Source organism: Victivallis sp. Marseille-Q1083 (assembly GCF_903645315.1).
Classification (GTDB): domain Bacteria; phylum Verrucomicrobiota; class Lentisphaeria; order Victivallales; family Victivallaceae; genus UMGS1518.
Genome location: NZ_CAHJXL010000001.1, coordinates 3106202 through 3127229 on the forward strand (window position 1 = coordinate 3106202; position 21028 = coordinate 3127229).

Sequence of the window (21028 nt, forward strand, 5' to 3'; positions counted from 1 at the left end):
AACTATTTAGAAAACAAAAAATTATCGCCGCAGAAACTTTGTGATCACATCAGCGAATTATGCGGAGTTGATATGTGGCTAACAGAAGATGAATTACTCACATTAATTACTCAAGGCCAATATATAGGGGAATTTAAGAATTTAAACGAAATAATTATATCGTACTTATTGATGATTGTTGGTTCGAAAACTGATAAACTTTCTGGTATGACAATTGCTGGAAGTATTTTTTCCCTATTTATGTTAAACAGAATTACTAATGAGAATCAAGATGATTGGAGTGAAATCTTTCGGCCAGCAATAGCGACCTATGTAAAAATTATTCCATATATACGTAGTTGGGATGCTATTGGTATATTTTTAAATTGTTTTGATACAGATTCTTTATATAGATATATGCAAGAGGAAATAGAATATGCAAATCCAAAAATAGAAGATTTTTATTTACAAACAATGAGAAGAATAAATCAAAAAAAATAATTAGGTAACTATTTCAAATTGAACATCGGCACGACCAATCTTTATACTTATGGTTACGACCAGTACAGTCGCTTGAATAAGGTGACTACCGCAGCCGGTATTTTCAATTATACATTTCTGGCCAACAGCGACCAGATCGCTTCCATGACCCGACCGAATAATGTGGCGACAACCTACACTTATGAAACCACCAAGGATCTGTTGACCAAAGTTGCCAACGGAACCATCAGCACATTCCAATATGCCAACGACGCGCTCGGACGCCGTACCAGCATGAACCGCAGCGGCAGCGCTTTCACCGCTGCAGATGTTTTGAGTTACACTTACAACAGCTATTCCGAACTGACCGGCGCTTCATCGAACAACAATGCTTCGTATAGTTACAACTATACCTACGATCCAATCGGCAACCGCAAGACGGCTGGCCTGGCCGGAACCAACTGGACCTATACCGCCAACAGTCTCAATCAATATACAATTTTAAATCAGGCAGGAACAATTCAGAATCCGACCTATGACGCCGATGGTAACATGCTGACTCGCGACGGCTGGACTCAAACCTGGAACGCCGAGAACCGGCTGGTCAAAGCCGAAAAAGGGACCGCAAAATTGGAGTTTGCTTACGATTATATGGGACGGCGTATTGAAAAAAAGGTTTACAACGGCAACACGTTGACCGGTCATATCCGTTTTGTTTATGACGGATACAAACTGATCGAAGAGCTGAATGGGATGAACAACAATACCGTTTTGCGTCGTTATGTCTGGCAACCGGTAATGCTTGATAGCCCGTTGACGGTTTTTGATGCTGTTGCGAATAAAACATATTTCTACCATGCCGATGCTAATAAGAACGTGACTGATCTGACGGACTCTGCTGGCGCGATAGTCGCGCATTATGAATACAGTCCTTTTGGACAACTGGTGAAATCCTCCGGTGCTTATGCAAATACTAACGTCCTTACTTGGAGCAGCGAATACACTGACCGGGAGACCGGTTTGATTTATTATAACTTCCGGGAATATGATCCGAAACTGGGGCGTTGGTTGTCACGAGATATACTTGAAGAATTTATAAGCATAAATCTATTTTCTTATGCAAATAATTCACCAATTAGTTTTTATGATAATTGGGGATTGGCAATATCATCATTAGATGGAAGTGTTGAGGCCGCTATAAGAGCTGGCGATATAGAATTAGCACAATCACTTTTACAAGAATTAATTGCTCAGCAAATATATGATCAAACAGCTCTATTAGCAATGGCAACTGCGATAGCTCAAGCACAAGTCATCTCTGAATCGCAACAAAATTGTTCAAATTCTACTGAACCACCACAATGTGAAAAACTTCGAGAACAATTGAAAAAATTACGAAAAGATCAAGCTGGTGCTCGAAAAAATATTGAAGAACATGAACAAAAACTAAAAGATTATCTTGAAAATCCATTTAGATATGATAACCAAGGTATATTAAGACATCTTTCAGAAATTGGTCGTCAAGATTTAGTTGAAAAAGCTATAAAGGGTAGAGCTAATTTTCTTTGGAAAACTATTAAGAAGCATAGTAATAATTTAGAGAAATTTCAAAAACAGATATTGGATATTATTGATAAAATGAGAGATTTAGGTTGCGATATGTAATTTAAAAAAATATAAAGGAATTATGTGATGTTTAAAAAATTTGTATGTCAAAATCCACAGAAAATTTTTAATGAAATTATTTTAATCCAAAATTATAATGACATAGAAATTAATAAAAATAAGATATTTATGCCATTTGCATGTATATACGATCAATGTGATCTTAATACAGATGAAACCTCTTTTCTCAAAAGATTATTATTAGCAGGAATGTATTATTTTGATGCAATAGGACCAGATAGCTCTAAGAAACATGATTCTGTTGATTGGCTTCAAGTGATGATCACGGATATTGATGGAGAAATGAATATTGAAGACATTGAAACATTTTGGGAAAAAGGAGATAAATATGATAGTATTAATGATACTATAGATCGTATTTGTCAAATCATGACGGATTCAGATTTTACGCATTGTAATCAGCTTATTGTGGTAACATTAGATTTACGATACTATGAGCAATTAACTCAGAAATTGGAATATATAATGGACGAGTAATGCTAAAAATTCTCAATGGTATCTATACGAAAGAGCTGAATCGCGTTTATACCAACAGCGGCTTAAAGGGAAGTTACAGTGGATTGAACATCGGTACGGTCAATCTGTACACCTATGGTTACGACCAGTATAGTCGCTTGAATAAAGTGACTACCGCGGCCGGCGTTTTCAATTATACCTTTCTTGCCGACAGCGATTTGATCGCTTCAATGACCCGACCGAATAATGCATCGACCAACTACACCTACGAAACTGCCAGAGATCTGTTGACCAAAGTTGCCAACGGATCAATCAGCACATTCCAATATAACAATGATGCGCTTGGACGCCGTACCAGCATGAACCGCAGCGGCAGTGCCTTCACCGCTGCTGATGTTTTGAGTTACACTTACAACAGCTATTCCGAACTGATCGGCGCCTCATCGAACAACAATGCTTCGTATAGTTACAGTTATACCTACGATCCAATCGGCAACCGCAAGACGGCCAGTCTGGCCGGTACGAATTGGACCTATACCGCCAACAATCTCAATCAATATTCAGCATTGAATCAGGCAGGCACAATTCAGAATCCGACCTATGACGCCGACGGCAACATGCTGACCCGCGACGGTTGGACGCAAACCTGGAACGCCGAAAACCGGATGATCAAAGCCGAAAAAGGAACGGCAAAGCTGGAATTCGCTTACGATTACATGGGCCGACGCATTGAAAAGAAAGTCTATAATGGCAGCACTTTAACCAGTCATATCCGCTTTGTTTACGATGGATATAAGCTGATTGAAGAGCTTAATGGACTGAATAACAATGCCATCCTACGTCGTTATGTCTGGCAGCCGGTAATGCTTGATAGCCCGTTGACGGTTTTCGATGCCGCAGCAAATAAAACTTATTTCTACCACACCGATGGCAATAAGAATATAACTGACATTACCGATTTATCCGGAATAAGTGTTGCACATTACGAATATAGCCCATATGGACACCTAATAAAATCTTCCGGAACCTATGCAATCACCAATGTTTTAACCTGGAGCAGTGAATATCTTGATAGAGAAAACAATTTGATCTATTATAACTTCCGTGAATACGATCCGAAAATTGGCAGATGGTTGTCCAAAGATCCAATAGGAATAAATGACAGAATAAATGTATTGTCCTTTGTTCGTAACGATCCAGTTTCATCATATGATATTAATGGACGAAAACAAAAATTCGTTTTTGAAACTCGATCGGAGCCTCCAGAACATACATCTCCTATATATCATCTACAACCTATTGCTGTTACTATTACTCTCTTTAGTCCAGAAAACGATTCTATACTGAGTGATGAAGATAAAATGAGTATTAATCCTGGAAATAATGCAAACATAGAAAATATAAGTGGTTATGTTGCCCAGCCATCTGAAACATCATGTTGTTGTTCCGATGGATCTCAAGGGAAACCTGTCTTAATGCAACTAAAACAAAATGGCAAAGGGGAATGGGAGGTAGATAGTTATGAAGAAGAACAAATTACAGGTGGATATTGGTTAACCTGAATATTGCGTAAATTTTCAAAAACAAAGAGGCAGATTCTCGACTAACGTATTATATTGTAATATCTTACATCACAATATAACGCCGAGGTCTGCCAATGACAAAATGTAATGTTTCGATTCCGGTCTTTCAAGGTCCGAAAAGCAGAAAAATTGAATTCAATTTCGCCGGTGGAGATATCAGCAGTGACGGCGGGTTGCTTTTTGTGAAAGAATTCGACCGCAAACTCGGTTTGACCCGGCGCGCCGGTAACCTGCTGGATTCTTTTGATATTCGACAGCCCGGAAAAGTTGAGCATTCCTATCTGAGCATGCTTCGTCAACGAGTTTTTGGTTTGGTTGCCGGCCATGAAGATCTCAATGACCATCATGAATTGCGAACTGATCCGCTGATTCAAACTGTTGTCGGTCGTGATCGTCAACTCGCCACTCCAAGCACTTTATGTCGATTCGAAAATGGAATCGATCGTCGTGCTTGCGTAGATTTGAGCCGATTGTTTGTCGAATTCTTTATCGAAAGTTTTTCCACGCCGCCTCGAGAATTGATTCTTGATTTCGATGCTACCGATGACCTCACTTACGGGATGCAGGAAAATCGCTTTTTTCATGGCTATTATGACCACTATTGCTTTTTGCCGTTGTATGTTTTCTGCGGGGATCAATTGCTTGTGGCTTATTTGCGTCCATCAAAAATTGATGCGGCCAAGCATGCCTGGGCGATTCTCTCGCTACTGGTAAAGCGCTTTCGGCAGAAATGGCCGAAGGTTAAGATTATTTTCCGGGGAGACAGTGGCTTTTGTCGGCAGAAAATGCTGAACTGGTNATCAAAAATTGATGCGGCCAAGCATGCCTGGGCGATTCTCTCGCTACTGGTAAAGCGCTTTCGGCAGAAATGGCCGAAGGTTAAGATTATTTTCCGGGGAGACAGTGGCTTTTGTCGGCAGAAAATGCTGAATTGGTGTGATAAAAATGAGGTCAAATATATTGTCGGATTGGCGAAAAATCCACGTTTGCTGGAATTATCAAAAGATCTTCAAATCAAAGCGGAAGCACTTTACAACGAAACACATGAAAAAGCAAAACTGTTTACTCAGTTCGAATATGCGGCAGGAACTTGGAAATACCCGCGTCGGGTGATTGCCAAAGCGGAATTCAACTCCCCCGGACCGAATAATCGTTTTATCGTCACCAATCTTGATGATGATGATGGACAATATCTTTATGAAAAAGTCTATTGCGCCCGAGGTGAGATGGAAAACAGGATCAAGGAACAGCAGCTGGATCTTTTCGCTGATCGGACGAGCTGCCATGACTTTGCGGCAAATCAATTCCGGCTTCTGCTTTCAAGTTTGGCTTATATTCTCATGGAACGGTTTCGGGCATTGTTGTTGACAGGAACTCAATTTGCCGAGGCTACCTGCGGCAGCATTCGCTTATACCTGGTGAAAATCGGTGCCATTATTCGGCGGAATACCAGAAAAATTTATGTTGCTCTTTCAAGTGCTTGTCCAAATCAGGAACTCCTCCGCTTGATCGCTGCGAAAATCATCGCTTGGGAATAAAACCTTGGAGAGCTGTCCCCGGCTCGCCGAACAACAACGGGGGAAAGGGGGAATATGCTCAATTTGCAAAAAAACGACAATATCCGACTCTGAAAATAAAAACTTCCGAATCTTCTGAACATTTCTCGACGATTCGAAAGTTTCATGCAACATTCAGGNGCTCGCCGAACAACAACGGGGGAAAGGGGGAATATGCTCAATTTGCAAAAAAACGACAATATCCGACTCTGAAAATAAAAACTTCCGAATCTTCTGAACATTTCTCGACGATTCGAAAGTTTCATGCAATATTCAGGTTAGATCCTGTGATGAAAACTGGAAAACCTTATCTTGTACATGGAGATGATGGTCTTACTTATCAGATTTTTGCTGTAAGATATTACTCATACATAGATCCAGTCCCGGGATCAACATTAAGAGGACGACCTTACAGAGGGGGGCCTAGAATAATCGATATACCAGGAACGAGTAAGTTAGCCGAATCGTCGCGCGTGTCTCCTCCTGTTTTTGGTGCTTCATATCGTTTTCGAATTGAAGTTTTCTGTCGATGCCCATATAATGACGAATATACTGGTTCTTCAATAGAATTTACATATAAATACCCTCCTGGTAATAAACCATCAACACTCCATGATGTAATTCAAGAAGTCGCATCTCCAGTCAATCAATCAAGATATCCATTTAAACCACATTATCGTGGTCCGGTTGGTATTCCTATTGTCAAGTAATGAGGTTACATATGACGCAAAAGATGATTATTTCATTAAAGCTGTTTGCCCTAATAGTTCTAGTTTTATTATCATGCTTTTATCGTTCGAGTTGTTGTAAAACGGAGATAATTCCATGGTGGCTTTTATTTTTATTAACTACAATTGGAATTTTCACCGGAAAACAATTATGTAAACCTCTTTCAATGCACTGCTGTCCGGTAAAAAATTCAGCATAGAAACTCGTTGAAAAGTTCGAGTTGTTCGGGAGCATTCCAATCCGGCGGCTTCGTAATGGTTTTGCGGTTCAGAGCGAGGACTTCGAGCAGGGAAAGATTCTGCATAAGCGTCTCGCGGATTCGGTTCGTTAATTCCGAGAGGCTGAGCTTGAATCCATGCAGGAATTTGATGTATGCGACCAAAAGATAATGGATAAGCGCGACATAGATTTGCGTCATGACGGCGTTTTCACTGGTTCCAAGAAAGCTCTTGATTTTGAGATTTTGCTTGATCCATTTGAAGAAGATTTCGATCTGCCAACGCTGTTTATAAATTCCGGCAATGCTCGCTGCCGCCAGTTTGAAGTTGTTGGTAATGAAGCGGTATGTTTTTCCGGTCGATTCATCCAGGAACTCAATCAGCCTCAGTTCTCCGGGATATTTTCTTGCTGATTGATATCCGGTAAACCACACGGCTTCATCCCGCAAAACCCCACGTTTTTCATTTGCCTCCCGATGCTGTCCGAGAAACTCAATTTTTGCATTGTCTTTCAGTCTCGTGACAAAATAAGCCTCGCTGTCCGCAATGTGTTGAAACCAGTTCAGATCATAGTATCCTTTGTCAAAGGTGTAGATGCTGTCCGGAACGATGATAATGTTCTCTCGTGCCGCTCGAATATCTGCTATTTTCCCGTTGCTCAGCATCACAAAGCAGGGCAGATTTCCGGATAGATCAAGCTCGGTATGAAGTTTGATAGCACCCTTGTTTTTACGATAATGCGCCCAATCGTAAAGATTTAGGCACAGATCAATCGTCGTGCTGTCAATCGCGTACAGCGGATTGTGGAATCGGAACTTGTGCGAGGGCGCACATTTCAAAGCCCGGTCAAGAATTTCCTCAAACAACGCCTTGAATATCTCCGGATCACGTCGATTCATCGCTTCGGACAAGGTCGATTTTGGAACAACCTCCATGCCGAGGTGATACAGCCGATCATGGTTTGCAAGAAGACCGTTTTCAATTTCTCGCAAGGAGTCTTTGCCCGTAATTTGCGCGTAAAGGCACGTCAAAAACTGCCGCCATGCGGTAAAATGTTTGCAATAGCGGTCGCCGGATAAGTTTTCTACGGATTTCTCAAAACGATGTCTCGGTATGAAATTGAAAAGCTGCTGAAAGATGCTACTGTAATGCATTGTCGGGACTTTCTTGTTCAATATTATGGGTTTGAGCTCTTCTAATATAGAACAAGTCCCGATTTTAACAATCAAGTCCGGAAACTTTTACCGGACAGTAGTGCTTTCAATGAAAAATTTAATTTTACAATCTCTATTTTGTGTAGCAATGTTTTGTCTGATTATAATATTGTATTTCCTTGAAAAATAATAGAGAGAGTAAAAGAAAATGAATGTTAAAAATATGCAATCATTATTTGCCTTAATACTGCTATGTTTTGTTATTTTCATTGCGGCAATAATCTGCTTATCATTCTTTTATCAAATATGGTATAATATTTTATGCGGTAGCCTTGTCGTTTCTTCATTATGTATTGAAGGATTAATTATTGGCTATTTGTTTCAATGTTTTATAAATCATAAGCATTTCTGTTATTTGTTGATATTGTTGATATTGATATATCATTTTCTCTCAATGTATTTTTTGGAGAACAGCGGTTTTTGGATATGGGTTATTAATAGTTTTTTAGATGAAAAAATTGGCTATACAGTTAAGGTTGATGGAATCGTTTACCCTGAATTCATGGACTTTATTAAAAAATGGCAATATTAATATTAATTTGGACATAATACTGATTAGATTTCACATTTATTATTAATAAAACCAATGATTTAAAAAAGGTTTTTTATGAAAATAAAAGATGCAGCACAAAAAACATTGTTAATAATTGGCATATTTAGTTGTTTTATTCATTATGCCAAAGGAAACGTTCATCAATCAATATTTATCTCTTCTCTTCCCCAAAATATCAAACTTATCGTCGGGCTGACCGACGATAATTCTTACCTGCCTCGTGTTCAAGCCATACATGCACTGGGTAAAAATCTACCGCAGGACCAGATTGATGCTTTCTATGATTTTCTCTTTCAAAAGCTTGAAGATCAGGAACTGCCTGATCTGGAGTTTAACGGCTTAAAAAATGAATTGACCTGGGCCTTGATCTGGCAGGAGAGAGTTCCCAAAGAGTTGGCCAAACATCTCGATACCATGTTCCGGGATAAATCCTATGATGTGACCTGGCGGGATTACTGCGTCCAATTTTTCGGCAAGTATTATCGTTACGTCGGAGAAGCCGACCGCAAAATCCTGAAAGCCGGGCTGGAAGAAGCCTTGAACGAATGGCAGAATCTGGTTCTGCAACTATGGAACAAGCTATTTTACAGGGAGATATTGATACAATTTTATGGTTGCTTCAAGAAAAGGGAGCATACCTAACTAAGGCTGCGATAGCTGCAGTAACGGCTTATTTTGCAAATGTCGCATATTGCGAAACTCTTTGGAATTATTATAAGAATTTTGAATGTAAACGATGTAAAGATTGTTGATCTCGAGAGGAACTTTTTGCAATGGCAGCAATCTGTCTAGACGAAGCAAGAGGGCGCCTTGATTATCTTACTCATGGATGCGATTACATACTACCTGGCAGTATTAGGGAAGGTAGCGCAGAAAAAGCAAGGAAGCATAAATTCAGTTAATTAGTAAAATGGAGGCTGCTGGTCGTTGCTTAGAATTAGCCTCTAGGGCAATAAAATGAAAATGTAATGCATATGAAAACTAAAGAATATAGCTTTCAATATATCCAATATATTTATAATTATATAGAAAATAAAGAATTATCATTAAATGAGCTGTGCAGCCACCTCCGCAAAATATGTGATGATGATATGCATTTGACAGAAGATGAGTTATTAATACTAGTTTCTCATGGTAAATATATTGGAAAGATTTGGAATTTAAATGAAACCATTTCCGCATATTTATTGACACTTGACCTTAAAGGAATTTATCACTATACCGGAATTGAAATTAGTGGATGTATTTTTTCTTTATTTATGTTGAAAAAGATAGTTAATAAACATCATGAAAATTGGGCTGATTTGTTTGAGTCAAGCATAAGGATATTTGCCCGAATTTTACCGTATTTACGTCGCTGGGATGCTGTCGATATTTTTTTAAGTTGTTTTGATTCAGAGTCTTTATATGAATTTCTAAAGGAGGAAATAGAATATGCAGATCCAGAAATAGAAGATATTTATTTACAAACAATAAGAAGAATAAATCAAAATAATTAATTAGGTAACTATCTCAAATTGAATATCGGTACGGTCAATCTGTACACCCATGGTTACGACCAGTATAGTCGCTTGAATAAAGTGACTACTGCGGCCGGCGTTTTCAATTATACATATCTTGCCAACAGCAATTTGATCGCTTCAATGACCCGACCGAATAATGTGCCAACCAACTACACTTACGAAACAGCCAGGGATCTGCTGACCAAAGTAGCCAACGGATCAATCAGCACATTCCAATATGCCAACGATGCGTTCGGACGCCGTACCAGCATGAACCGCAGCGGCAGCTCCTTCACCGCTGCTGATGTTTTGAGTTACACTTACAACAGCTATTCCGAACTGACCGGCGCCTCATCGAACAACAATGCTTCGTATAGTTACAACTATACCTACGACCCAATCGGTAACCGTAAGACGGCCGGCCTGGCCAGCACTAATTGGACCTATACCGCCAACAATCTCAATCAATATACAGCCTTAAATCAGGCAGGTACAGTTCAGAGTCCAACTTATGACGCTGACGGCAACATGCTGACTCGCGACGGCTGGACGCAAACCTGGAACGCTGAGAACCGGCTGATCAAAGCCGAAAAAGGTACGGCAAAATTAGAGTTCGCTTACGATTACATGGGCCGACGCATTGAAAAGAAAGTCTATAACGGCAGCACCTTGACCAGCCATATCCGTTTTGTTTACGACGGATATAAATTGATTGAAGAGCTTAATGGGTTGAGCAACAATGCTGTCCTGCGACGTTATGTCTGGCAGTCGGTAATGTTTGATAGTCCTTTGACGGTTTTCGATGCCGCTGCCAATAAAACCTACTTCTATCAGACTGACGCTAACAAGAACGTGACTGATCTGACGGACTCTGCTGGTGCGATAGTCGTGCATTATGAATACAGTCCATTTGGACAATTGGTGAAATCTTCCGGAGCTTATGCAAATACTAATGTCCTTACTTGGAGTAGCGAATACGCTGACCGGGAGACCGGTTTGATTTATTATAACTTCCGGGAATATGATCCGAAACTGGGGCGCTGGTTGTCTCGTGACCCAATTGGACATAATAATCATGTAAAAAATACTTTATCTTTTGTTAATAACAACCCGATATCATTAACCGATAAATATGGCCTTCTCTCTTGGCGTTTTTGGGAATGGTTCAGTGAAGGTGACGATGAATCTCCTCAAGAATTATTGGAGATAACTAAATCGGAAGATATAATCACAATTGAGGAGAGATTGGATGCAATTAATTGCCTCGGATATGCATGTGGAAGGGGCCATTTTGTTAGACCGGGGTACGGACAATCATTGGAACAAGCGACTCAGGAACTTGGATATGATTGCACATTAACCGTTGAGCCATGTGACCCATCATCAGAATGTGAAAATGTTATGGTCCTCTATATTTATAAATATGAACAAAATTTGGGTAATAGAGATCCATGGTCGGATCCGTGGTTTAGATATCCAGATAATGATTATCATGCAATTCGCGGCCCAACTCATTCCAATCCATCATGGACCTATATTCCATATGCTATGTTAAAAACGAATCCAGAAAATTACCCACATATAACGCCTGATCCGAACGATCCAGATTCATTTTGGAAAGGAAAAATCCCATCAAGAAGGTATTGTTGTCGTAGTAAGAAAACAACATGTGAGTGTCAATCTGATGAATGATGAGTTAATAATGTCAAGAATAAGAAAAAAGCAAATGAATGATTTGAGTAAATTGTATTTGTTGTTAATACTTGTCTCTTTAAATTGTATTTCATGTATAAGTATTCCATTATACGAAGGAGATATCAAAAATCGTACCAATTTTAGTAAGGAGATTGATCCAAATGCCATTAATTTTCAACTCTACAATCTAAAACCTGGACAATATTCAGTAGAGTATTTACTATATTTTGCACGAAAAAGTTATAAAGAAAGAACTGGAAATACTTTTATCATTTCTTGGCCAGAAGAGATTACACAAGAGATTTTATCTCATGAAATTTATATTACTCATGCTCCTGGTAATTTATCGTTTATTCGTTTACTTGATATTGTTGGAAATGAACTTGATTTAGAATGTCGCATTAATAAAACTTCCGCACAATATCTATATGATGAAATTATCTTTGATGATATTCCTGTTGTAACATCAGAAAATTCTTATAATGATATTATTTTTTATTCCATTGATGATCTTATTAATAACCTAAAAATTAATAAGGTAAATATTGTTTATTACGGAAATAATCAAAGAGGAAAAACGTTACCTGAAAATGAAAATAGTTTTATTCTAGAATTACTTCAAAATAATTTCACCATAATGTTTGGAAAACACCATAAAAGTAGATACCCATTATTAAGTAATGATTATTTACCAGAAGATAGTATCAAGAATAAACATGATTGATTGCTGTCAAATAATATGATTGATTGAGATATATAATGTATATTAAAGGAAATCATTAGTAATCCTCATCTGGAAATAGAGAAACATTGGAAATAAATTGTCACCGGAATTAACCTTTGGAGATGACAGATGGAACGTGAAAGACGGAGTCGGAAGCAAATTTATAGGACACTGCCGCCACTCTTCAATGTTGCCGTAAATCTTCTGATTTAGCTCGCTTACCGTACTTGTGCTGACTTTCGCGTTCTACAACGCCTCGGTTATGTCTTCGATACGGCGTACCAACACTCCGGCCAAATACATCTCAACCAGTGTTCCCTCTATCGAGCTCTCACGGTACTTATAGCGTTCGATGATCTGCGTCTCAAACGGCAATGAGCAGAGGCGCGGAACCTGCAGTGACACTTCACCAACGCCGGTGGTGAGCTTACACGAATAGCTCCCGGCGCGGATGTCTTGACGGTCATGGCTGCGCTCATAGCGTCCGATTCCGCAGATCGCGTCTACCTCCGTGTTCAAAAGCTCGTTCAACGTTTCCTCAACCGATTCCTTCACCATACTTGCCAGATGATTTTTTATCTCTTTTTCATCGATCTTAAAGGCATTCGACAAGACTTTTTCATCAATCGGTGCTACATTTTCCATGACGGATTTCCTTCTTTTGATTGTTATTCCGGTGACCAAATAATCAATCGAATTTCCGCTGCTTTTTCAAGCAACTATTTTTAAATGTGCGCAATTTTCAGGACGTTATCCGCTGTTTCGTCACCGTTCAGAGCAGAACCGGCAGTTCCGATCACGCCGGATTATATTCGCAAAATCCGAAAATCTCTGGCTTTGACTCAAGCAAAATTTGGAGAACGTTTAGGTGTTTCCGCCAGTACGGTTTCCGCTTGGGAACGCGGCAAATCCAAGCCGCAGCCGGCACCGGCAAGCAAGCTCCGAGAACTTGCGGCGAAAGCGAAATAAGTGAAACTATTTAGTTTCGCTTTGTTTTTTGGCTTGAATCCGGGCCCATCTCACCAGATGACAGACTGAACCCATTTTCGGCTTGCCGTTTTTATCGTATATCACGGCCTTATACTATTTCGCTTTCAAACACAGACCATCCAATCAAAAAGAGAAAATGATTGTATCGTTTTCGGATTTTCGGAAAGTTGAAGCAAGACCTCACATAATCTGTCTTCGAGTTGTTCGAGCGACTGCCAGAACCAGTTGTGAGTTAAAACAGTTCGCATATGTTTCCACAAGTGTTCAACAGGATTGAGTTCCGGACTATACGGGGGCTGAAATTTGATGAGAATATTGGGATATTTCAGCAAAGATGAACTTTTATGCCAAGCAGCCTGATCCATGATGATCAAGGTTGGTTTTCCGGCTCGTTGCCTGGCAAATTCATCCAAAAAAATCTGCATGCAGTCCATATTTGAATATGGCATGATCAGCGAACACAGGTCTCCTGTATCCGGGCAGAGGGCGGCATAAACATAGCTGTATTGACGAATCCGTTGTGAAGGTAATTGAGGACGGATTTTTTGTGGCGCCCAGCAGGGAACCGGATTGGACATGCGTCCGAAGATTCCTTCATCCTGGAAATAGACTTCCAGTGATTCGTCGGATGTGAGATTCAATTCTTTTCTGGCGGAATCCAGCAAATTCGAGTAGTTTTTTTAAAGGCCGAGCGAGCATTTTCATCTCCGTTCGGGTGATAAGTATGCGGCATGATTCTCCGCCACCGGTTGCGATGCAACAAATCATAGGCATAGTCTTTTGGAACTTCATGTCCCACTTTTGCTTCGACGGCAATCTTGACCGCATGAGCCGTGATGATTACTCCCCGTTCAGCTTTCTCCTGTAGCGACTGGAGCAATTCCTGCTCGGCAGTTTCAGAAAGAATGAAGCGATGACGACCGCCACGCCCAACAAGAATATAGTTCTCTGGGCCTTTTGTGTTATAAAGCCAAGTCCATTGAACCACCGTCTTGCGAGATACAGAACAGATATTTGCGATCTCACAAACGCTCAAGGAAGGAGTTTGAAGACGCAAAAAGATCGCCTGCCAACGGCGGAATTGAGCAACACTACAAGCTTCCTTCATTCGCAAGGATATTTCTTCTACGGTTAAATGCGGTTGAATCATCGGTAACCTCCTGTTTCGGTTACCGATAATATAGCATCATTTTTAATCGATGTCTATGTTTGAAAGCGAAATAGTATTACAGCCGAGTTTGGCTTTACACTCCAGTTCAACGTCTACGGCGGCCTGCAACGACACTATGGCCCGTATCATTTCCCGGCTTATCAGTCATATTGCAGCACCTTTCTCATTGCCGTATTAAAAAATATAACTCTTCCATATCTTTGTCAAAGATCAATTTGATCATTCGCCCGGAATTATAACCAATCTTCCTTACCCGGTTTGTCACGGTCATCAAGGGGACTATCGCCGCTTGATTCCCCGTTTTTCGGACAAACCGGAAAGGAAGATAAATCCCATGAATGAAAAAGAACAAATGGTCGTCGCCGCCTCGATGACCGGAATGCTATGGCGAAAGTTTCCGCAAGACTCCGACGGCCGGCTGGAACTCGATTCTGCCCGGATACATGTCGCCGGCTGGATCCAGACTCTGGAATTTCTCATTTCAACCTGTTCTCCCAGATTCCGGGAAGATTGGCAACTTGAGCTGAACCGGGTTCAAGCCATCAACTTCCAGATCATCCCCGGAGAGGAATATTCCCGACTGATTACTCAACCCACATTTAGCGAAAGGAAATAATTATGGGCGGGCCTTGCATCTACAGTCATCTTTATGTTGATTTGGCAACCTTGGAGGAAACAAGCCGGTTTATCGAAATCTTTACCGCATTGATTGAGAAGAATCCTGATTATGAATTCTTTAAAATTTATCCGGTTGAGAATTCTGTTGAAGTCGATTTTGTTGGCTATGAAGGTGGCAAATGGTTTGAAACGCTGCTGATCGACTTCAATCGCTGGTGTCAGGAAAACTTTCAGACCGGTCTGCAGGGTTATTATTACAGCGAGGAATACGGTACAAACTACCGCTGTGAAATCAGCAACAACGAAATCGACAAAGAAGATATCGAATGGCTGGTTAACTACACTAATGAAGAAATCCGTTTCCTCGCAGAATTTGCCCACGAACATTTTGATTAACAATAGCCTCCGGAGACAAACATGAGTAATTTCCCAAATCCTGTCACACCGGAAAAGCAGATTTCCACGGACAAATTTAACGGCTATCTTGAAATGTATCGCGCTCATCTTGCCAAAGTGAATTATCCGATTTCTGTACAATTATTACATTTGCCGCTTTGATACAATCTCACGGCCTGCTTGCGCCGCTCTTCAAGAGCGACCTTATCGAGTTTTCGTGCATCTTGAGTTTCCATGATGATAATATACACCCTCAAGCAAATATTGCACGTATGTTAATTGCCGAATCTATAAATGGGTCCGTGTTAATGAGGTTGAAATGGATATTTCGACGGATTCTGTGGATCACCCAAAATAATAGTTTCTCCAGAAACTGTACCTGAGCCAGTCGGATGCCTGGTGTAAGTAAAGTCAACAGAAGAACCGGTATATTCATCATTGTAAGCACAACGGCAAAAAACTTCTATTCTAAAATCCAAGCTGAAGTCATGACTTGGCAGTATTGGTTCTTGTGATAGAGCTCTTAGAATATATCCCTAAATAACAGTTGAAAACATGAAAAATATTGCTATATTATCATCAACCACTAGAAGGAGAATATGGCAATGAATTCGTGGGAAGTCTCTGATGCTTTTTGGTCGAAGGTCGAACCTTTGATTCCTCGTGCAAGGCGTGATAGCAATCGAGAGTATCAGCGTCGTCGCGGAGCTGGACGAAAACCGTTGGAAGCGCGTCGAGTGTTTGAGGGTATCGTGTATGTTTTGCGAACGGGAATACAATGGAAGGCGCTTCCCCGAGAATACGGGAGTTCAAGCAGCATACATCGTTATTTTCAGCGCTGGTTGAAAGCCGGATTGTTTCAAAAATTGTGGAAGAAAGGTTTGGCGGAATACGATGAGTTGGAAGGGATTTCCTGGCGTTGGCAAAGTATCGATGGAGCAATGAACAAAGCCCCATTGGCCCGGGAAGCAGTAGGTCCCAATCCCACAGACAAGGGAAAAAAATGGGACCAAACGTCACGTTCTCGTAGACGAGCGTGGCATCCCGTTGTCAATAGTCGTAACCAGAGCAAATCGGAATGATGTTACGCAAGTGAATGCCGTTTTGAGCGCAAGAATGAGAAAGCCGCGAGGAAGGACAAAGCAGAATCTTTGTGCGGATGCCGGTTATACCGGCTCTGGAGAAGTTATGAAGGCGTACCGATATATTCCGCACATCAGACCGCGGGGAGAAGAGAAAATTGCAGTCAGGCAAGGTTATAAAGCTCGACGTTGGATTGTGGAAGTGGCCCATTCATGGTTCAATCGCTTCAGAAAACTTCTGGTGCGTTTTGAAAAAACACATGCCGCATATGAAGCGTTGCTTCAACTGGCGGCAAGCGTGATTATTTATAGAAAACTTGCGGTTATTTAGGGATATATTCTTAATCATTATCTTGAACAATACAATATTGGTTTTGTCTCTGTAACTCAAGATATAAATACCAATACATCGGCTGGTCGAATGTTGTGGAATATTCTGATGACTTTCGCTCAATTCGAGCGAGAGACAATTTCAGAACGAGTTCGCGATAAAATTGCTGAAAGTAAACGCATGGGAAAATTCTGTGGCGGTATGACTCCTATGGGTTATAGACGCAATAACGAAACTCGTCGAATTGACATTGACTCCAAAGAAGCCATTATTGTTCGTTGGATTTTTAAAAAATACTTGAAATGGAAATCTTGCGGTCTCGTGGCAAAAGCATTGAATCTCCGTGGCCTCAAGACACGAAAATGGACTTCAAGTCATGAAATCAATCATGGAGGTAAAAGTTGGTGTACTGCACGTATTCATTCTATTCTCACTAATCCGTTGTATGCCGGCTTGATTCGTCATCAGAAACAAATGTATCCGGGAGAACACATTCCTATCATAACTCAAGAAATGTGGGAACAGACTCAAGAATTGTTGAGTCATAACAACCAAGGCAGACACAAATGTTTCGGTCAACGAGAAGCTACGCTGCTGATGACTCTTTTGCATTGTGAAGAATGCAACTGTGCTTTAACTCCTACTTATACCGATAAAAATCGCAAACGGTATTTTTATTATGTTTGTCAGAAATCACGAAAATATCCGGATCATATCTGCCAATTGCCCCAATTGCCATCTAAAGAAATTGAAAATGTTGTTTTCATGCAATTGGAAATGCTCATTCAATGTTATTCGTTTCGAGAAAACATTATCGAGGCAATCAGACAGACACAAGTCGAATATTGCCGTATAATAAAAAAAGAATGTTCTGGTTTACAAACCTTGATCGCGATAGGAAAAGACCACGATACGAACATGGAGATGAAAGATAGGCTTGAGATGCTTGATCGTAAGTACGGAGCCTTTCAACAGGAGATAAAAGTCAAAGCGATAGATCGTTATCTAGATCAATTTTCTGTCCTATGGAACGAAATGGGGTCTCAGACAAAAATCGAACTGTTAGACTTAATCGTGGAAAGAATAGAGGTTTACCCCACCAAGATCAGTATATTCTTGGTGGAAGATTTTATCTGCCTGAAAGAAGAAATTGCCAGCCGCTTTCGGTCAGAACAAAGTTTATTCTCCGTTCATCAAGAAGATGGATGTTTAATTTTGGAATCTCCAATTGTGTTGAAGAGAGTAAATGGACAAAATAAAATAGAAGCGACGGGAGTCAACTATGACAATAATCGTCGTTGTCTGCTTCATGCAATAGCTCTTGCGTGGCGTTGGAATGAAGAGTTATGTGCCGGAAAATTCAAAAATGTTTCTGAATTGGCAAGAACACTCAAACAAAGTGCTGCATATACTGGACGCATTTTGGCTTTGAGCAATTTAGCGCCGAGCATCGTAGAAGCTATTGTATATGGCGATATCCCAAATGGTTTAAGCTTGCCAAGCTTCATGAAGACGATTGGGAAGAGCAATATAAGGAATTAGGATTTTCAACCGTAATAAATTAATCCTTGTTGCAGAATAACCGTTTCAGAGTTTACAAAATTTAAAAACGGTTATTTTGTGATAAAATATTTTTTCTGATTTCGGAGTACGTGTAATGAAATAAAATGTGTAAAATCCTGAGAATCAATAGAAAAACAAAACAATGAAAAAGTTAACCGAGAGTTTGTGAATAATAAAATGGCGGAGAGAGAGTCGGCTTCTCGCAACCTCCTGTTGAGCTCAAATTGGCGTTACAAGACTCTCTATTTCAAGAAGTTATTCTCTAATTTAGCTTTGGGTCTTGCAGACGTTTCAACCTATCGAAAAAGGCACTTTTCGGTACTTACAAGTTCTAAAACGGCACAGTTTGGCACCTAACTAAACTCTGCTCAAAGAGATGGCTCCTGCCTGATCTGTCGATCCCTGTACAGAGAGCGATTCCATAGCCATTTGGGGCTGCATTAGAACCTGTTCCAACGGCACTATAATGGTACCTCAGACAGCGACCGGTTGTCCTCATCGACCCCCTGCAACATGCCAACTGCACCAGAATGGCACCTCATCACCTCTTCGATTTCAGTATCGAAAATGTTCCATTCGTCCTAACGGTACCATAGTGGCACCCCATCTATAATGAACCCGGCACATGTTATTATCAGGTGCCACCTTACTATAATGCCATTAAGGGAAATTGCAAATGTGACATGCAGAATCGTCTTAAGAAAGATGAATGAAACAAAGTGAAGAGCGTATGAAACGGATATACTGATATGCTCAATACAAGCTCCGTGTGTCTGTTTCCCATTTGCATTTTACTCCATCAGAAGTATATTTACTCCATCGATGGAGTAAACGGAGATCAGGAGGACCAAGAAATGAATCAGTTGCAACAGTGTGATGAACTCAAGAAGAAGCTGGATGCGCTCCGACCATTCCCAGCAGAAACGCTGAGATCGCTCCGTGAATATTACCGGGTCGGCTTGACCTATTCCAGTAACGCACTGGAAGGCAACTCACTGACGGAATCCGAAACGAAAGTTGTGATTGAAGACGGCCTGACCGTGCAAGGGAAACCGCTTCACGATGTCTATGAAGCGCTTGGTCACGCGGATGCCTACGATCATCTACAACTGATGGCAACAGACAAGCAGTTGAAGGTTGCCGATATTCTGAAACTTCATGAACTTTTCTATAAGCGCATTGATCCATCGCAGGCAGGTAAGTTCCGAACCGTCCCGGTATTCATCAGTGGAAGTCACTATCCGCTACCATCTGCGGAAGAGATTCCTAAGTTGATGGACGAGTTCCTTGCATGGTATCGACAGCATGAGCTCCTGCTGCATCCTCTCGAACTGGCAGCACTGGTACATCAGAAATTTGTCTTTATCCATCCGTTCGTAGACGGGAATGGACGGGTCGCGCGTCTGCTGATGAATCTGGTTCTCCTTCGCTTCGGATATCCCATTACAATCATTCCTCCCATCCTGCGATTGGAATACATTGCGACTCTTGAAAAGGCCCATCGCAGTACGAATGAGTTCATCCAGTTTGTTATCGCCCGTGAGATAGAAACACTCCGGGAACTACTGCGACTTCTCGGCTGTATCCTTGAGAAAACTGAAGCCTCCACTTTGAGTCACGGAGCTGCTCAGATACTACAACTTTTACAAACTCATCCCGGCTGGCGCGTACCAAATTTTGCAGAAGCGTTGCAGAAGAGTCGTCCTACGATAGAACGTCATCTGCGGGAACTTCGCAATGCTGGTCGAATCGAGTTTCGAGGTGCCCCAAAGAACGGCGGTTATTTTACCAAGTAATGCGATGGCGGTACTCTTACTCTGATCAGTGCAATTTTATTCATAGCGAGAATTTTATTATTGTATCGGCAATTAAGGGTATTTGCTTTTGTGGCAGTTTCAAGCACGACAAACAAGCAACCTAAATTGCCGAAACTATAAGTTACATATTAAATAGAATGATATATAACGCGGATGGGATTCTGGACACCAACGGTTACAAAGTGGATTTTTGCCCCATGATTTTGGACAAAAGGGTATGTCCATTGGACTATTTGGGTGAGTAAATGGACTCTGAATTTTGGACTTTTAGCCTCAAAAGTCCAAAGTCCAATCAGGAAAAGACAAACTATATATACCTCGTTTTCTTCTGCCTTGTTTCATCAATTTCATCCATGAGAATGTATCGCGATCAGCCCCCCTTATTCTGCGATAGAGATACTTGTTTATAGAAGGTATTTATCATGCTGTAGGCTACGGCCTAGCCCCCCCTTAAAACCATTAAGATTCGGCTCATTCTCTCCAGTATAGCAAGGCTTTTTGCTCGCCTTTAGTCGAGTCTTCGAACTTCCTCCTTCTTTAGAAGGAGGAAGCCGTGGAGAAGCGTTGTTTCAATAATCGTTGTTCAGCTTCCTATAAGGCTCTGAATGAAACGCCTTGCGGTTCTTCTGTCGAAGAACACTGATTGTTTTCATGTTGTCGGCCATCACGGCCATGAATGAAACGC

General features: G+C 40.8%; 20 protein-coding genes. 16 read left to right on the plus strand and 4 right to left on the minus strand.

Annotation, left to right across the window (positions count from 1 at the left end):
* Positions 1-72: 72 nt before the first annotated feature.
* From HWX74_RS12755 to HWX74_RS12775, 5 genes are all read left to right on the plus strand, one after another.
* Positions 73-480 (plus strand): hypothetical protein, encoded by a 408-nt coding sequence (locus HWX74_RS12755; protein ID WP_176013900.1) that lies wholly within the window; start codon positions 73-75, stop codon positions 478-480.
* An 18-nt stretch (positions 481-498) separates the two neighbouring features.
* On the plus strand, positions 499-2124 hold the full coding sequence (locus tag HWX74_RS12760) for an RHS repeat domain-containing protein (RefSeq protein ID WP_176013901.1): 1626 nt from the start codon (positions 499-501) through the stop codon (positions 2122-2124).
* A gap of 27 nt (positions 2125-2151) precedes the next feature.
* Positions 2152-2622 (plus strand): hypothetical protein, encoded by a 471-nt coding sequence (locus HWX74_RS12765; protein ID WP_176013902.1) that lies wholly within the window; start codon positions 2152-2154, stop codon positions 2620-2622.
* Positions 2622-4163 (plus strand): RHS repeat domain-containing protein, encoded by a 1542-nt coding sequence (locus HWX74_RS12770; protein ID WP_176013903.1) that lies wholly within the window; start codon positions 2622-2624, stop codon positions 4161-4163. The genes HWX74_RS12765 and HWX74_RS12770 overlap by 1 nt, the downstream gene beginning before the upstream one ends.
* A gap of 95 nt (positions 4164-4258) precedes the next feature.
* Entirely contained in the window at positions 4259-5722 is a 1464-nt protein-coding gene (locus HWX74_RS12775) for an IS1380 family transposase (protein ID WP_176013904.1), read from the plus strand.
* A 937-nt stretch (positions 5723-6659) separates the two neighbouring features.
* Here the strand turns inward: HWX74_RS12775 and HWX74_RS12780 are convergent.
* Positions 6660-7841 (minus strand): IS4 family transposase, encoded by a 1182-nt coding sequence (locus HWX74_RS12780; RefSeq protein WP_176013549.1) that lies wholly within the window; start codon positions 7839-7841, stop codon positions 6660-6662.
* Positions 7842-8508: 667 nt separating this feature from the next.
* On the opposite strand from HWX74_RS12780, the gene HWX74_RS12785 reads away from it, so the two are divergent.
* From HWX74_RS12785 to HWX74_RS12800, 4 genes are all read left to right on the plus strand, one after another.
* On the plus strand, positions 8509-9096 hold the full coding sequence (locus HWX74_RS12785) for a hypothetical protein (RefSeq protein ID WP_176013905.1): 588 nt from the start codon (positions 8509-8511) through the stop codon (positions 9094-9096).
* Positions 9097-9428: 332 nt separating this feature from the next.
* A complete protein-coding gene (locus HWX74_RS12790) occupies positions 9429-9953 on the plus strand; it encodes a hypothetical protein (protein WP_176013906.1) in 525 nt (174 codons plus the stop codon).
* Positions 9954-9971: 18 nt separating this feature from the next.
* Positions 9972-11648 carry an RHS repeat domain-containing protein gene (locus HWX74_RS12795; RefSeq protein ID WP_176013907.1) on the plus strand — a complete coding sequence of 559 codons (1677 nt, stop codon included), beginning with the start codon at positions 9972-9974 and terminating at the stop codon, positions 11646-11648.
* On the plus strand, positions 11626-12375 hold the full coding sequence (locus tag HWX74_RS12800) for a hypothetical protein (RefSeq protein ID WP_176013908.1): 750 nt from the start codon (positions 11626-11628) through the stop codon (positions 12373-12375). The genes HWX74_RS12795 and HWX74_RS12800 overlap by 23 nt, the downstream gene beginning before the upstream one ends.
* A gap of 246 nt (positions 12376-12621) precedes the next feature.
* On the opposite strand, the gene HWX74_RS12805 is transcribed toward HWX74_RS12800, so the two are convergent.
* Positions 12622-13020: a transposase gene (locus HWX74_RS12805; protein ID WP_176013909.1), complete on the minus strand. Its 399-nt coding sequence runs from the start codon at positions 13018-13020 to the stop codon at positions 12622-12624.
* A gap of 84 nt (positions 13021-13104) precedes the next feature.
* On the opposite strand from HWX74_RS12805, the gene HWX74_RS20680 reads away from it, so the two are divergent.
* Entirely contained in the window at positions 13105-13344 is a 240-nt protein-coding gene (locus tag HWX74_RS20680; protein ID WP_176013910.1) for a helix-turn-helix domain-containing protein, read from the plus strand.
* Positions 13345-13469: 125 nt separating this feature from the next.
* Here HWX74_RS20680 and HWX74_RS12815 read toward each other — a convergent pair whose 3' ends face one another.
* Positions 13470-14030: an IS630 family transposase gene (locus HWX74_RS12815; protein WP_368506808.1), complete on the minus strand. Its 561-nt coding sequence runs from the start codon at positions 14028-14030 to the stop codon at positions 13470-13472.
* Positions 14003-14515 (minus strand): winged helix-turn-helix domain-containing protein, encoded by a 513-nt coding sequence (locus HWX74_RS12820; RefSeq protein WP_176013912.1) that lies wholly within the window; start codon positions 14513-14515, stop codon positions 14003-14005. The genes HWX74_RS12815 and HWX74_RS12820 overlap by 28 nt, the downstream gene beginning before the upstream one ends.
* A gap of 355 nt (positions 14516-14870) precedes the next feature.
* Here HWX74_RS12820 and HWX74_RS12825 point away from each other — a divergent pair, with 355 nt between their 5' ends.
* The 6 genes from HWX74_RS12825 to HWX74_RS12850 all read left to right on the plus strand — a co-directional run bounded on the left by HWX74_RS12825 (position 14871) and on the right by HWX74_RS12850 (position 20322).
* A complete protein-coding gene (locus HWX74_RS12825; protein ID WP_176013913.1) occupies positions 14871-15152 on the plus strand; it encodes a hypothetical protein in 282 nt (93 codons plus the stop codon).
* A gap of 2 nt (positions 15153-15154) precedes the next feature.
* Positions 15155-15550 carry a hypothetical protein gene (locus HWX74_RS12830; RefSeq protein ID WP_176013914.1) on the plus strand — a complete coding sequence of 132 codons (396 nt, stop codon included), beginning with the start codon at positions 15155-15157 and terminating at the stop codon, positions 15548-15550.
* Between the two features lie 21 nt (positions 15551-15571).
* On the plus strand, positions 15572-15712 hold the full coding sequence (locus HWX74_RS12835; protein WP_176013915.1) for a hypothetical protein: 141 nt from the start codon (positions 15572-15574) through the stop codon (positions 15710-15712).
* Positions 15713-16149: 437 nt separating this feature from the next.
* Positions 16150-16963 (plus strand): IS5 family transposase gene (locus HWX74_RS12840; RefSeq protein WP_176013916.1). Its coding sequence is split into 2 segments (ribosomal slippage): positions 16150-16554 and positions 16556-16963, totalling 813 coding nucleotides; the frame shifts between segments, so codons are not numbered across the junction.
* A 6-nt stretch (positions 16964-16969) separates the two neighbouring features.
* Complete coding sequence (locus tag HWX74_RS20050) at positions 16970-18505, plus strand: recombinase family protein (protein WP_303048123.1); 1536 nt, start codon at positions 16970-16972, stop codon at positions 18503-18505.
* Between the two features lie 875 nt (positions 18506-19380).
* Positions 19381-20322 (plus strand): Fic family protein, encoded by a 942-nt coding sequence (locus tag HWX74_RS12850; RefSeq protein ID WP_176013917.1) that lies wholly within the window; start codon positions 19381-19383, stop codon positions 20320-20322.
* Positions 20323-21028 lie beyond the last annotated feature (706 nt).

Coding starts and splice junctions, on each gene's coding strand:
- HWX74_RS12755 (WP_176013900.1), top strand. CDS start 73: ATGTGGCTAACAGAAGATGAATTACTCACATTAATTACTCAAGGCCAA.
- HWX74_RS12765 (WP_176013902.1), top strand. CDS start 2,152: ATGTTTAAAAAATTTGTATGTCAAAATCCACAGAAAATTTTTAATGAA.
- HWX74_RS12770 (WP_176013903.1), top strand. CDS start 2,622: ATGCTAAAAATTCTCAATGGTATCTATACGAAAGAGCTGAATCGCGTT.
- HWX74_RS12780 (WP_176013549.1), bottom strand. CDS start 7,841: ATGCATTACAGTAGCATCTTTCAGCAGCTTTTCAATTTCATACCGAGA.
- HWX74_RS12785 (WP_176013905.1), top strand. CDS start 8,509: ATGAAAATAAAAGATGCAGCACAAAAAACATTGTTAATAATTGGCATA.
- HWX74_RS12790 (WP_176013906.1), top strand. CDS start 9,429: ATGAAAACTAAAGAATATAGCTTTCAATATATCCAATATATTTATAAT.
- HWX74_RS12805 (WP_176013909.1), bottom strand. CDS start 13,020: ATGGAAAATGTAGCACCGATTGATGAAAAAGTCTTGTCGAATGCCTTT.
- HWX74_RS20680 (WP_176013910.1), top strand. CDS start 13,105: ATGTGCGCAATTTTCAGGACGTTATCCGCTGTTTCGTCACCGTTCAGA.
- HWX74_RS12820 (WP_176013912.1), bottom strand. CDS start 14,515: ATGATTCAACCGCATTTAACCGTAGAAGAAATATCCTTGCGAATGAAG.
- HWX74_RS12825 (WP_176013913.1), top strand. CDS start 14,871: ATGAATGAAAAAGAACAAATGGTCGTCGCCGCCTCGATGACCGGAATG.
- HWX74_RS12830 (WP_176013914.1), top strand. CDS start 15,155: ATGGGCGGGCCTTGCATCTACAGTCATCTTTATGTTGATTTGGCAACC.
- HWX74_RS12835 (WP_176013915.1), top strand. CDS start 15,572: ATGAGTAATTTCCCAAATCCTGTCACACCGGAAAAGCAGATTTCCACG.
- HWX74_RS12850 (WP_176013917.1), top strand. CDS start 19,381: ATGAATCAGTTGCAACAGTGTGATGAACTCAAGAAGAAGCTGGATGCG.